We start from the raw sequence: 12308 nt of genomic DNA, 5'->3' as shown, positions 1-12308 counted from the left end.
GGCAATAAAGGGAATGAAAAGATGAGGGCTGCTTTTATCCATTCTTCTGCTTTTTCCTCGCATAGAACTCGGCGGCCTTGTGGCGGTTTCCGCACGTCTCCATGCTGCACCAGCGCCTTCTGCCCGACTTGGACGTGTCGATGAAGTGCAAGATGCACTCTTCATGCTCACAGGTGCGAATCCGCTCCTTTGGCACTGTCTGCAGCGTCTGGACCATGGAAGAGATCACGTGATAGGAGAGGTGATCTTCCGTAGTAGCCCCCTCGTGCTCCAGTTTGAGAAGGCCGTGTGAGGAGGAGAGGGTCAGCCGCACCTGGATGTTTTCCGCAATTTCATGCAAACGTTTCACGGTAGTCGGGGCAATCTCGTGTTCCAGTTCCGAGAGGACGTCCAGGCATAGATTCCGCAGAGAGCGAAGGACTTCCGTGACTTCCAGAAGGCGTGGTTCACTCTCCAGCACGAGACGGTCGCTCTCGCGCAGAAGTCCGTTTTCCTGGAGCCAGAACATGACGCTGGCGGGCTCATCGAGTTTATCCACGCGCCTTTTGTTGATTGTATTGGCCAAATTGATCCAAATCGCTCCGCCAAGTGTGCAGCGATGGCTATCCATATCGATTCACCTCACATTTTATTATAACCGTTAAAAATGTATTTACAAGGTTTGGAACATCGAGTATTCTATAACCATTAAAACTCAAAAATAAAGGTTATGAAAGGGCGTGGCGGGTATGGAACAAAGCGGCGAGCAATTTTTGCGGGAAAAGTTCCAAACAAATGGAATCCGCGTCGGGCAAAAACTGACGGATCTGCTGAGGCGCTACGTAGAAGCGATGGAGTTCTTTTTTATTGCTACGGCGGACCGGGAAGGGAATTGCGATTGCAGCTTTCGCGGCGGTTCCCCCGCAGTAAAAGTGCTGGACGAGACAACGCTGCTCTTCCCCGATTATCCCGGCAATGGAGCCTTTCAAAGCTTGGGCAACCTGATCGAAAACCCGAATATCGGCATGCTGTTCATCGACTTTGAACATCAGCAGCGGCTGCGGATCAATGGCAGGGCCGAGGTCAAAGACGATCCGGAGCTCTGCCGTCACTTCCCCGGCAGCATCCAGGTGGTCCAGGTAACGGTCGAAGAAGTGTACCGGAATTGCTCGGCGCGGATACCAAGACTGACCCGCGCGTAAAAAGGAAAAAGGAGAGGGAGAACGATGGCACTGACTCACGGAGTGAATCATGTAGGCTTGAGTGTGACTGATTTGGAGGCGAGCATGGATTTTTTTACGGAGATATTGGAGTTTGAACGGCTGCAATACGAGGCCGGGCACCATGCTTATGTGACGGATGGGGTGACGATGATCACGCTGTGGCAGACGGCGGAACGGGAAGCGACGGTGAGCGTGGCAGGGATGCATCATCTCGCCCTGTCCGTACCCTCGGTAGCCGTGCTGCGTCAAATCGAAGAACGGATGAAGCAGCGCAAAGTCCGTCTGCAGTTTGGCGGAATCGGGGTCAAAGGGCAGGAGGGAGGATCCATCGCCTTGTTCTGCTACGAGCCGAGCGGAATTCGAATCGAGCTCACCACACCGGAGAAAGTCGAGGCGAAAGAGATTCCGATTATTGGGGGCTGCGGCGCGGTTGATTAAAGAGTGACGCAAAAAGAAAAAGGACACGCGGGCTGCCGATGCTGCACCGCCGTGTCCTTTCGCCTTGTGTGACGTTTATTCCCAGGTTATTTGCTTCGTCGCTTCGATCAGCTCATCCAGTCCGATCCCGTGAGCGGTGATGACGACGTACAGCGATTGATTGTCGGGCTGTGCGTTGAAGTGGACCGCATGCTCGACAGTTGACTCTTTCGTTCCTTTTTGGTCAAACGATACGCCAATCGCTTGTTCTCCCCCCACCGTAAACAGCTGTGTAGCCGTAAAGGTACCGGGGATGGAAAGACTGCGTTTGCCGTGCGTGTTTCGGACGACATCGATTTTGATCCAGCTCTGGTTGCGCTTGTAATCGGCAGTGAGCCTGGTCACCTTCTGACTGGTCTCGGATTCGTACTGGACGGAAATATCGGAGACCGAAAAGCCGCTTGCCGGTTGGGCGAGAATCGGAACAGGCATGTCAGACGCTTGTACAGCCGTCTGGGTATCCGAAAACGTAGAGAGCGTAATCGCCGCCTTTTGCACAGGTGGCCCCACGAACGCTTTCGCTTCGGCTTCAGGGGTGGTGTCCGTCAAAGCTTGAGAAGTCAAAGCGTAGACTGGCTGATCGTTGTCGGCAGCAGCTGCGGCTTTCGCGTCTTCGGTTGCCGGAGCGCTATCGGCCTTTGCCTTCGCCGCAGCAGCAGGAGCGTTTGTCGCCGCTTTTTGCCCGGTTACGGCAACGGGGGCATTCGCGCTGGCATTCCGTGCGGCGGGATGGGACTCCGTGACGGCACTTCTCGCTGGTGGAGTAGCGCTCCTGGGTTGCGTCTGCGTGTTTATCGCGATTTCTGTACGGGCGTTGGTGGCAGGTGCTTCCGTCGTCGGGGCCTTCGGCTGAGCCGCGGGGCCGGAAGTGGCTGCTGCCTGTTGCTGCGACTGCGATTGCTCAGTGGAGCCGGCCGCTGGTGTTCCCTGGTACGTCGACGCTTTCGGACTCAACGCAGGAGCATCTGCGGCCTCTTTTGATTCGGTAGCTCGGTTCAGTGCAAAGGGCTCGCTCGGTGCGCTTGCTCCGGTCGCGATGTCCTGTGCCTGTCCTGCTACTTGCTGCAAATCATTCGATTGAAGCTGCTGATATCCGACAAAGCCTACCGCGAGCAGGACGGCAGCTGCGCTGACCCAGGCGAATGAAGGGAAGCCTTTGGTCCGGCGCTTGCTGCTTAAAGGTGTCGGCGGCTCCAGCGATTGGGCAGCGGCGTGAGGTGGGGTGCCTTTTTCGGCGCTCTCATAGATGGCCTGCATGATTCTCTCCTCCAGGTTCGCTTGCGGCAGCGGAACCTCTTTCAAGAACTGCACCTCCTCGTCCGTTGTCATTTGTTTTTCGATCCATGCGATGCAATCTTCACAGGTTTCTATATGAGAGAACACATCACTGTCCGTATCTTCTAACCATGCTTTTCTAAATGCCTGGCAGTTCATGTACGAGCCCCCCTTCCTTGCGGGTTAACAATTTTGCGAGTTCCTGGCGAGCGCGCAGGTATCGGACGCGGGCGGTCGACTCGGCAATGCCGAGGAGCGAAGCGATTTTTTCGAACGGATATTCATGCGTGCAACGAAGCACGATAACTTCCCGGTAAGAATCCGACAGCAAAGCGAATGCCTCTTCGATTTCACGCCGTTGTTCTTTGTTCATGAGCGACTCTTGCGGGGATTCATCCCTGGCGCTGGAAGGCACGTATGCCAGCTGCTCGTCAGAATCGTGAAACTTGCGGCGCCGCAAGAAGTCGATGCTCTTGTTTCTGGCGAGCGTGTGCAGCCAAGAGGAGAATTGACTGTCTCCGCGAAAGGTGGACAGTTTCTCGTACGCTTTGACAAATACTTCCTGGGTGAGATCCTCCGCATCGGAGCGATTGTTTACCATCTTGTAGATAAAAACGTAGATCATATGCTGGTATCGTTGGATGAGGTCGCGATACCCTTCGATGTCGCCCTGAAGAATCCGCTGAATGATTTCGGCGTCGGATTGCATTGAATCTCCGGCCTCCCTTCCCTCTATGAGACGCTGGTCTTCCACGAAACGTTTCAGACCAGCGTTTCCATTTCTATAATATCGTATGGATAGCCTTGTTCCACGAGAAAAAGCTGGCGATGCAGTGAAAACTCCTGCTCACGCGTATCCCGTGTCACCAGCGTATAAAAATGCGCCTTGTTCTCCTCAGCCTTGGGGCGGAGGATTCGCCCAAGCCGCTGGGCTTCTTCCTGCCGGGAGCCGAATGTCCCGGATATTTGGATCGCCACGTTGGCATCGGGCAGATCCACAGCGAAGTTTGCGACTTTGGAGACGATGAGGCGCTTGATTTTTCCTTGTTTAAATTGCTCGTACAGCTGCTGCCGTTCCGATTCCGGTACTTTCCCCGTGATGAGCGGCAATTGCAGGGCTTCCGCCATCTGGTCGAGCTGGTCCACATATTGGCCGATGATCAGGACCTGGTCCTGCGGATGGCGCTCCAGCAAATAGCGGACGACCTCCAGCTTCCGTGGATTTTCCGCAGCAATGCGAAACTTTTGCCGAGCCGTGGCACGCGCGTAGGCTTCCCGCCACTTCGGTTCGAAAGGCAGGCGGATTTCCCGGCAGTGGGCTTCAGCGATCCACCCTTGCTCCTCCATCGCTTTCCAGGGGACTTCGTATTTTTTCGGACCAATCAGCGTAAAGACGTCTTCCTCGCGCCCGTCTTCCCGCACCAGCGTGGCTGTCAAACCCAGCCGCCGCGTGGCTTGAATGCCGGAGGTCACGCGGAAAACCGGAGCGGGCAGCAAATGCACCTCATCGTAAATAATAAGCCCCCAGTCTCGCTCTGAAAAGAGTTTCATGTGAGGAAATTCATCCTCCGAGCTGGGTCGGTGGGTCAAAATTTGATAGGTAGCCACCGTGACCGGCTTTACTTCCTTTCGATCTCCTGTATATTCTCCGATCATGGATGGGTCCAGATCGGTTTTATCCATCAGTTCTGCAATCCATTGACGCACGGACGTGGTGTTCGTGGTCAGGATGAGCGTCGCCGTCTGCAGCTGGCATAGCGCCCCGAGCCCGATGACAGTCTTTCCCGCACCGCAAGGCAGGACCAGAACGCCGCTGCCTCCCGTCGCGGAGCCTCCCGAATAGAAGGCGTCGACCGCTTCCATCTGGTAGGGGCGGAGGGCAAATGGGCGGCCCGCAGTCGTCGTCTCGCGCAGGCGGACGGGACAGGGTTCGCCCTCCGTGTAGCCGGCCATGTCCTGGACAGGATTGCCGAGTCTGGCCAGCTCCTGTTTTATGAGCCCTCGCGCGTAGTTTTTGATCACATATCCGTTCTCGTGCGGTCGTTCCAGCAGTTGCTGGATGGATTTGTACGAGGTGAGCTCCGTCAGAATCAGCGGATCTCTGCTGGTCAGGACCAGGTCCTCGCCGGATTTTTCCAGGCGGATGCGGCCGTAGCGGCCCATCGTTTCCGCGATTTCCCCCACGATTGTCGGCGGCACGCCGTACTTGCTGTACGAGCTGAGCGTATCCAGCACTTGATCGTGCGTCATTCCGCCAGCCGCCGCATTCCACAGCGACAGCGGAGTGATCCGGTACGTGTGCATGTACTCCGGGCTTTTGATCAGCTCGGCAAAGCCGTGCAGGGCTTGTCTCGCTTCCATATAGGATGGATGCTGCGTCTCCAGCAAAATCGTCCGGTCGCTTTGCACAATCATGGGCAGATCGGGACGGTAGGACAAGGTACTCACCTCATTCACGAGCGACATATTCATACAGAACCATGGTATCACAATCGGGAAAAGAAAGAAAAACAGACAGGTAACATTTGTCCTGGCCTGGGAAACAATAACCCAAAGTACGACGGAAAGGAAGGCGGGGTCATGGGAATGGCGGGGACCTGGTTGAACTTGGGGCTTGTCGTGCTCCTCGTGCTCCTCAATGGATTTTTCGTGGCGACCGAATTTGCTGTCGTCAAGGTAAGGGAGTCGCGAATCGCCCAATTGGTAGCGGAGGGGGACAAACGAGCTGTCTATGTTGACAAGGTATTGCACAATCTGGACGCTTACCTGTCCGCATGCCAATTGGGCATCACGCTCGCATCGCTCGGGCTCGGGTGGCTGGGGGAACCAGCCGTTGCCAGGCTTTTGCATCCGGTCTTTCGCTATTTCGGCTTTAATGAGACATTGGTCAGCAGCATTTCGGTCATCATCGGCTTTTGCGTCATCACCTTCCTGCACATCGTGATGGGCGAGCTGGCCCCCAAGTCGTTGGCGATCCAGAAGACCGAAATGATTGTGCTCACGGTAGCGAAGCCGATCATGTGGTTTCACAAAGTCATGTATCCGTTTATCGCCCTTCTGAACCGATCGGCATCCGCTTTTTTAGGTTTGTTTCACATCTCGATGGAGCCGCATCAGGAAGCCCACACCGAGGAAGAAATCCGCATCCTGGTCAACGAGAGCCATAAAAGCGGGCTAATCGACAACACGGAAATGATGCTGGTGGACAATATTTTCGACTTCTCGGAAACGATGGCGCGGGAGATCATGGTGCCGCGTACCGACATGGTGGTGCTCAACATTCGCGATCCGTTCGAGGAAAACGTGACGCTGGTGCAAAACGGACGGTATACGCGCTATCCGGTCGTCGATGGCGACAAGGATCACGTCGTAGGCAGCCTCCACATCAAGGACATGCTGACGGGTCTACTGGAAGGGGAAAAGCGAGACCTCGTAGCGCTTATGCGTCCGGTCTTGACGGTTCCCGAGACGATCTCCATCAGCCGCCTCCTTACGATGCTGCAAAAACAGCGGGGACAGATGGCGATCATCATTGACGAGTACGGGGGCACAGCGGGACTGGTCACACTGGAGGACATCGTGGAAGAGATCGTCGGCGACATCCAGGACGAATTCGACGACGAAAGGCCGGAAGTGGAGCGCAGGGACGACATCCTTTCCCTCGACGGACGCATGCTGTTGGAAGAAGCCAGCGACTACTTGGACATCGATCTGGAATCGAGCGAGGTCGATACGCTTGCCGGATGGATCTACATGCAGCTGGATCACCCGCCGCGGGTAGGGGATATGATACGGGAAGCCAACTACCAATTCATCGTCGGAGAAGTGGACCATTACCGGATTACACGCGTCATCGTCAAAAAGCTGCCGGCAGAGGAAGCAGTGGTGGACACCTGATTAGGGACATCGCTGCTTTTTTGTTTGCAGAAATATAAATAACAAATATATATCCAACCGACATTACAATTCTTTCTAGTTTTCCGACGATAAAAATATTGATGAAAAAAACTTCTCATTCCGAATGAATATGATATAATAAGTCACAAGTTTGCAATCAGCTAGTAGAATAGTCGTAAGCAGAAAGTAGCGAAGCAGAGCCTAGAGGAGGAAGTTGAGATGAGACGAGCAGTCAGTATGGGACTGACCGCGTTGCTGGCATTTTCTTTGGCAGCATGCGGCAACCAAACAGGTGGAAAAACGGAAGGAGCCACAGCAGCCAATGCCGGCGGGCAAGGACAGACTGTCAAGCTGGGATTGACGCAATTCGTGGAGCATCCGGCTCTGGATGCCATTCACCAAGGGATTTTGGACGGATTGAAGGATTCCGGATTCGAAGAAGGCAAAAATCTGGAGGTCGATTTCCAAAACGCCCATGGGGATATGAACAACACCGTTTCCATCGCGCAAAAATACGCGGGTGACAAGAAGGACTTGGTCGTGGCGATCGCGACGCCATCCGCTCAAGCAGCAGCAAAAGCGATTACTGACAAGCCTGTCGTATTCAGTGCCGTGACCGATCCGCTTTCGGCACAGCTGGTCAACAGCCTGGAAAAACCGGGCGGCAATGTGACCGGTACCTCAGATAAAGTATCGATGGAACAACAACTACAACTTATTAAAAAATTCTTGCCGAACTTGAAAAAGCTGGGCGTGATCTATACCACTTCCGAGGTGAACTCCGAGGTGCAAGTCAAGGATCTGGAAGCCGCAGCGAGCAAGGAAGGCGTGGAAATCGTCAAGGCAGGTATCTCGCAGTTGTCCGAAGTGCAATTGGCGGCAAGCGGGCTGACGGCGAAGACCGACGCGTTGTTCATACCAATCGACAACACCGTCGTATCTTCCTTCGAAGCCGTTTTGGGCGCAGCCGAACAAAGCAAAATTCCCGTATTCGCATCGGATACCGACACGGTCAAGCGCGGAGCCGTCGCCACTTACGGGATCGATTACTACGGCATGGGCAAGCAGACCGGTGAAATGGCTGCGCGCGTGCTGAAAGGACAAGCAGCAGCCGATACCCCTGTTGAGATTTCCAAGCAGGCCGACTTGTACATCAATGAAACGGCAGCCCAGAAGTTTGGCCTCGCGATACCAGAGGAGCTCAAACAACAGGCGAAAGAAATCATCAAGTGAAAAGAGGGCTTCTTGCTCTCTTTTTTCTTCTTTTAAAAATGTTTTAGACATGATAAAATTAGAAAAAATTTTTTGAGGGGGTTATTTATCAAATGTTCAAACAAAAGAGATCAATGAGAATGATCCAAAGTTTTTTATTTCCTTTGCTGCTTTTGTCCGTCACCGCGTGTGGACAGCAAAGCGCCACTCCGGCCAACAACCAAAGCCCGGCGCCGGCAGCAAACACAGGGCAGGCTCCTGCGTCTGACAAGCAGCTGACCATCGGGATCGCCCAATTCGTCGAACACCCTGCCTTGGACGCAGCACGCGAAGGTTTCATCGCGGAACTGGCGAAGCAAGGCTACGAGAAAGACAAGCAAGTCAAAATTGACGTGAAATCCGCGCAAGCAAGCATGGACACGGCGATCTCCATCGCGCAAAAATTTGAGGCGGACAAAGTAGACCTGGTGCTGGCGATCGCCACGCCGACGGCTCAGGCGGCGGCGCAGACGAGCAAAGACATTCCGATCCTGTTCACGGCGGTTACCGATCCGGTCGAAGCGGGACTCGTCAAGTCGATGGAAAAGCCGGAAGGCAACGTGACGGGGACTTCCGACATGAACCCGGTGGAAGAGCAGCTCAAGCTGGTCAAAGAACTGAAGCCGGATGCCAAAACGGTAGGAGTTATTTACAGCTCCGGCGAAGTAAACTCCAAGGTGCAGGTGGATGCAGCGAAAGCCGTTTCCGACAAACTGGGCCTGACGATTCAGGAAGCTGCCATCACGAGCGCTACGGAAGTGAAGCAAGCGGCTGAATCCATGGTCGGCAAAGTGGATGCGTTCTACATCCCGACTGACAACATGGTCGTCTCTTCGATCGCTGCCGTCCTCGGCGTAGCGGAAGCGCAAAAGATTCCGGTCATCGCAGGGGAAGAAAACTCCGTGAAGAGCGGCGCAATCGCGACATACGGAATCGACTACACCAAGCTTGGTGCGCAAACGGCTGACATGGCTGTGAAAATTTTGAAGGGCGAAGCCAAGCCGGGCGATATGCCTGTCGAAATGCAGGCGGATATGAAACTGGTATTGAACAAAAAAGCAGCGGAGAAAATGGGAGTGACCATTCCGCAAACAATGCTCGACCGCGCTGGAGAAGTGGTAGAGTAATACACGCAGCAACAGGAGGACTTCTTCTATGAATCTGGCAATAATGGGAGCGATCGAACAGGGTCTCTTATTCGGAATACTGGCTCTGGGCGTTTATCTGACCTTCCGCATTCTCAACGTCCCTGACCTGACCGTTGACGGAAGCTTCGCCTTGGGTGGCGCGATCGCGGCGAAATTCATCATCGATGGCGCGAATCCCTATCTGGCTACGCTGCTGGCTTTTCTGGTCGGCTGTGTGGCGGGGGCCTTTACCGGCGTTCTGCATACCAAAGGAAAAGTGAACGCCCTGCTGGCGGGGATTTTAACGATGATTGCGCTGTACTCGGTCAACCTGCGTATCATGGGCAAAGCGAATTTGCCGCTCTTGCGGGAAGACACGCTGTTCACCTACGTGAAAGATCTGAGTGTTCCGGATCTGGCGGTAGGCGGGGTGACGATTTTGACCGGTGCGGCTATGGTATTCCTGGTAGGGGTACTGGTGCTCAAACTGGTGATCGACTGGTTCCTGCACACGGACTTGGGACTGGACTTGCGCGCGACAGGCGACAATCCGAAAATGATCCGCAGCTTTGGGGTCAATACGGACACGACTACCATCGTAGGCCTTGCGCTGTCCAACGGGCTGGTCGCGGTATCCGGCGCTTGGGTCGCCCAATACCAGGGCTTTGCTGACGTCGGCATGGGGATCGGGATGATCGTCATCGGTCTGGCTTCTGTTATTGTCGGGGAAGTACTGTTTGGAAGCTCCTCCATTTTCCGGGCGACGCTGGCCGTCATACTCGGGTCGATTGTGTACCGCATGGTCATCGCCTTGGCTTTGCAGGCGGGGCTCAATCCGTCTGACATGAAGCTGATTACGGCCCTGATCGTCATTGTCGCGCTGACTGTACCGACCATCGCCAAGGGCGTGTGGAAGAAGCAGGCGGTTCGCGCGGTGAAGGGAGGAAGCGGCGATGCTTAACATTTCTGGTGTCCATAAAATATTCAACGCAGGAACGGTAAACGAAAAGATCGCCCTGCGCAACGTGAATCTGAACGTGAAGCCGGGTGATTTCATCACTGTCATTGGAAGTAACGGGGCCGGGAAATCCACCTTGATGAACATCATCTCCGGCGGAATGCTGCCGGATGGAGGCAGCATCAGTATCGACGGAAAAGATGTGACCCGCATGGGCGAGCACCAGCGAGCCGGATTGATCGGTCGCGTCTTCCAGGATCCGATGGCGGGGACCGCTCCCAATATGACGATCGAAGAAAATCTGGCAATCGCGCTTGGGAGAGGGAAGCGCCGCACACTGTCCTTCGGAGTAAACAATCAGAAGCGGGAGCTGTTCCGCGAGCAGCTGAAGCAGCTGGACCAAGGGCTCGAGAATCGCCTCAAGACAAAAGTGGGCTTTCTCTCGGGCGGACAGCGGCAAGCGCTCAGCCTGCTGATGGCGACGTTTACCGAGCCGAAGATCCTGCTGCTTGACGAACATACCGCAGCGCTGGACCCTAAGCGTGCGCAGCTGATTGTAGAGCTGACGGAGAAGATCGTGGAGCGTCACAACCTGACGACGATCATGGTCACCCACAACATGGAGCAGGCGCTGAATATGGGCAACCGGCTCCTGATGATGCATGACGGGGGCATCATCCTCGATATCCCGGATGAGAAAAAACGCACGATGAAACCGCAGGACCTGCTGCGCGCCTTTGAAACAGCCCGCGGCGGAGAGAGTTTAAACGAAGACCGCTTCTTGCTCAGCTAGTGGTTAGTGAAAACCGCCTTCCTGTTTTAACGGGAAGGCTTTTTCTTTTTGACGCAGGTAGGCGTAGATCGCCATGCTGCCGACGAGAAGCGCCAGCGCGACGATGGCAAACAGCGCGCTTCCGCCGAAATGGAGCAGGACGTAGCTCCCGAGCAACGGCCCGCATGTGCGGGAGATATCCCAGTGCGTGCCGGTAATGGCGTAGTAGCGGCCTCGCATGGACGGAGGAGCGATGCGGGAGACGAAGGTCAACAGCTGCGTCAGCCCGATGCTCTCTCCTACGACCCAGACGAGCTGCAAGGCCAGGAGAGCCGGGAGTGTGTCGAACAGGGCGTATCCGATCGCGACAGCCGCAAAACAAAGGTACGAGCCCGAGACGAGCAGCCTGGCGGGCAGATGCTGAGTCCATTTGACCAACCAAAACTCCAGGGCAATCAGCAGGATGCCTTTTACGGAAGCCAGTGTCGCCAGCGTTTGCAAATAGTCAGCCATCGTCTCCTTGAAATGAAGCTGCAGATTGGTTTCCGTCTGCGCGTAGAACAGGCTGACGGGCAAGGACAAGAGCATGATGGCGAGAGCCGGGCGATACGCAGGCAGCGATCGGGTGGAAAAGGCGGGATGCGACTCTTCAGCCGCCGCCATGGCCTGGCGCGTGTGCGGCACCTTCCACCAGACAGCGGCCGCGTACAGAAGCAAGGATAAGGACGTAAACAAAAAGGCGAGTGACGGATCGTACCGGTAGAGGAGTACGCCGGCCAAAGGGCCGAGCGAGGCACCGATACTGCTGGCCGTGCTCAGCAGGGCGAAAGCGCCCGCCATCTGATCCGTCCGGATGGAATCGGCGAGATGGGCCCGGCTGGCCGGGATGAAGAGCGAGCGTCCTGCCCCGTTGAGCACGTAGAGAAAGGCGAACGCTGCCATCGACTCGGCCCAGGACATGGCAAACATGGCGGTACCCTGTATGAGCAGGGAGACGAGCATGATCGTCTTGCGCCGGAAGCGGTCGGTCACGCTGCCCGCCAGCAGGGTCAGCAAAATTTCCGAGAAGGGCTGAAGTCCAATGATGATCATGGTCAAGGGAACAGAGCCGCCGAGGTGGTCGCTGAGATACAGGACCAAAAACGGGGCGATCATCGCGCTGGAAGCGGACGTGAGCGTTTCTCCGAACAGGCGGACCCACAGGAGCGGCGGATAGGCGGAAAAAAGTCGTTCGAGTGTTCTTGGAAAGAGGTTCATGGTTCGCTTCCTTTCTTTGGGGCGTAGGGTATAACGACGTTTCGACCATTTTACGTTGCCAGCAGGGGGAGAAAAAGCGTACGATTAAGCCT

12 protein-coding genes are annotated in these 12308 nt (G+C 55.3%); 7 read left to right on the top strand and 5 right to left on the bottom strand.

All coding sequences use genetic code 11. The features are described from left to right. Positions 1 to 34: 34 nt before the first annotated feature. The gene (locus RGB73_RS20965) at positions 35 to 610 is read right to left on the bottom strand and encodes a CGNR zinc finger domain-containing protein (RefSeq protein ID WP_310764659.1); all 576 of its coding nucleotides are present in this window, start codon (positions 608 to 610) and stop codon (positions 35 to 37) included. Positions 611 to 728: 118 nt separating this feature from the next. On the opposite strand from RGB73_RS20965, the gene RGB73_RS20960 reads away from it, so the two are divergent. Then, positions 729 to 1181: a pyridoxamine 5'-phosphate oxidase family protein gene (locus RGB73_RS20960; protein ID WP_310764658.1), complete on the top strand. Its 453-nt coding sequence runs from the start codon at positions 729 to 731 to the stop codon at positions 1179 to 1181. 24 nt (positions 1182 to 1205) lie between these two features. Further along, positions 1206 to 1640 (top strand): VOC family protein, encoded by a 435-nt coding sequence (locus RGB73_RS20955; protein ID WP_310764657.1) that lies wholly within the window; start codon positions 1206 to 1208, stop codon positions 1638 to 1640. A gap of 75 nt (positions 1641 to 1715) precedes the next feature. Here RGB73_RS20955 and RGB73_RS20950 read toward each other — a convergent pair whose 3' ends face one another. The 3 genes from RGB73_RS20950 to RGB73_RS20940 form a co-directional block, all read right to left on the bottom strand. Beyond that, positions 1716 to 2990, bottom strand: coding sequence for an anti-sigma factor (locus RGB73_RS20950; protein WP_310774456.1), 1275 nt, complete (start codon positions 2988 to 2990; stop codon positions 1716 to 1718). 103 nt (positions 2991 to 3093) lie between these two features. Next, positions 3094 to 3663, bottom strand: coding sequence for an RNA polymerase sigma factor (locus RGB73_RS20945; RefSeq protein WP_310764656.1), 570 nt, complete (start codon positions 3661 to 3663; stop codon positions 3094 to 3096). 53 nt (positions 3664 to 3716) lie between these two features. Continuing rightward, on the bottom strand, positions 3717 to 5393 hold the full coding sequence (locus RGB73_RS20940; RefSeq protein WP_396136120.1) for a DNA repair helicase XPB: 1677 nt from the start codon (positions 5391 to 5393) through the stop codon (positions 3717 to 3719). 141 nt (positions 5394 to 5534) lie between these two features. On the opposite strand from RGB73_RS20940, the gene RGB73_RS20935 reads away from it, so the two are divergent. The 5 genes from RGB73_RS20935 to RGB73_RS20915 all read left to right on the top strand — a co-directional run bounded on the left by RGB73_RS20935 (position 5535) and on the right by RGB73_RS20915 (position 10980). Beyond that, positions 5535 to 6851: a hemolysin family protein gene (locus RGB73_RS20935; RefSeq protein WP_310764654.1), complete on the top strand. Its 1317-nt coding sequence runs from the start codon at positions 5535 to 5537 to the stop codon at positions 6849 to 6851. A 219-nt stretch (positions 6852 to 7070) separates the two neighbouring features. After that, positions 7071 to 8084 carry an ABC transporter substrate binding protein gene (locus RGB73_RS20930; protein WP_310764653.1) on the top strand — a complete coding sequence of 338 codons (1014 nt, stop codon included), beginning with the start codon at positions 7071 to 7073 and terminating at the stop codon, positions 8082 to 8084. Between the two features lie 92 nt (positions 8085 to 8176). Then, positions 8177 to 9229, top strand: coding sequence for an ABC transporter substrate-binding protein (locus RGB73_RS20925; RefSeq protein ID WP_310764652.1), 1053 nt, complete (start codon positions 8177 to 8179; stop codon positions 9227 to 9229). Between the two features lie 28 nt (positions 9230 to 9257). Further along, positions 9258 to 10190: an ABC transporter permease gene (locus tag RGB73_RS20920; RefSeq protein WP_310764651.1), complete on the top strand. Its 933-nt coding sequence runs from the start codon at positions 9258 to 9260 to the stop codon at positions 10188 to 10190. Then, positions 10183 to 10980, top strand: coding sequence for an ABC transporter ATP-binding protein (locus RGB73_RS20915; protein WP_310764650.1), 798 nt, complete (start codon positions 10183 to 10185; stop codon positions 10978 to 10980). Before RGB73_RS20920 ends, RGB73_RS20915 begins: the two co-directional genes overlap by 8 nt. 3 nt (positions 10981 to 10983) lie before the next feature. Here RGB73_RS20915 and RGB73_RS20910 read toward each other — a convergent pair whose 3' ends face one another. Further along, a complete protein-coding gene (locus tag RGB73_RS20910; RefSeq protein WP_310764648.1) occupies positions 10984 to 12216 on the bottom strand; it encodes an MDR family MFS transporter in 1233 nt (410 codons plus the stop codon). Positions 12217 to 12308 lie beyond the last annotated feature (92 nt).

This window comes from Brevibacillus brevis (assembly GCF_031583145.1).
In the GTDB taxonomy this organism is placed as follows: Bacteria; Bacillota; Bacilli; order Brevibacillales; family Brevibacillaceae; genus Brevibacillus; species Brevibacillus brevis_E.
The sequence above is the reverse complement of the archived record's forward strand: the minus strand, read 5'-3'. Positions and strand labels throughout refer to the sequence as shown.

What these genes read in the sequence shown, in the direction of transcription:
- RGB73_RS20925 (WP_310764652.1), top strand. Translation starts at nt 8,177, where the DNA reads ATGTTCAAACAAAAGAGATCAATGAGAATGATCCAAAGTTTTTTATTT.
- RGB73_RS20965 (WP_310764659.1), bottom strand. Translation starts at nt 610, where the DNA reads ATGGATAGCCATCGCTGCACACTTGGCGGAGCGATTTGGATCAATTTG.
- RGB73_RS20945 (WP_310764656.1), bottom strand. Translation starts at nt 3,663, where the DNA reads ATGCAATCCGACGCCGAAATCATTCAGCGGATTCTTCAGGGCGACATC.
- RGB73_RS20960 (WP_310764658.1), top strand. Translation starts at nt 729, where the DNA reads ATGGAACAAAGCGGCGAGCAATTTTTGCGGGAAAAGTTCCAAACAAAT.
- RGB73_RS20910 (WP_310764648.1), bottom strand. Translation starts at nt 12,216, where the DNA reads ATGAACCTCTTTCCAAGAACACTCGAACGACTTTTTTCCGCCTATCCG.
- RGB73_RS20915 (WP_310764650.1), top strand. Translation starts at nt 10,183, where the DNA reads ATGCTTAACATTTCTGGTGTCCATAAAATATTCAACGCAGGAACGGTA.
- RGB73_RS20935 (WP_310764654.1), top strand. Translation starts at nt 5,535, where the DNA reads ATGGGAATGGCGGGGACCTGGTTGAACTTGGGGCTTGTCGTGCTCCTC.
- RGB73_RS20955 (WP_310764657.1), top strand. Translation starts at nt 1,206, where the DNA reads ATGGCACTGACTCACGGAGTGAATCATGTAGGCTTGAGTGTGACTGAT.
- RGB73_RS20930 (WP_310764653.1), top strand. Translation starts at nt 7,071, where the DNA reads ATGAGACGAGCAGTCAGTATGGGACTGACCGCGTTGCTGGCATTTTCT.
- RGB73_RS20920 (WP_310764651.1), top strand. Translation starts at nt 9,258, where the DNA reads ATGAATCTGGCAATAATGGGAGCGATCGAACAGGGTCTCTTATTCGGA.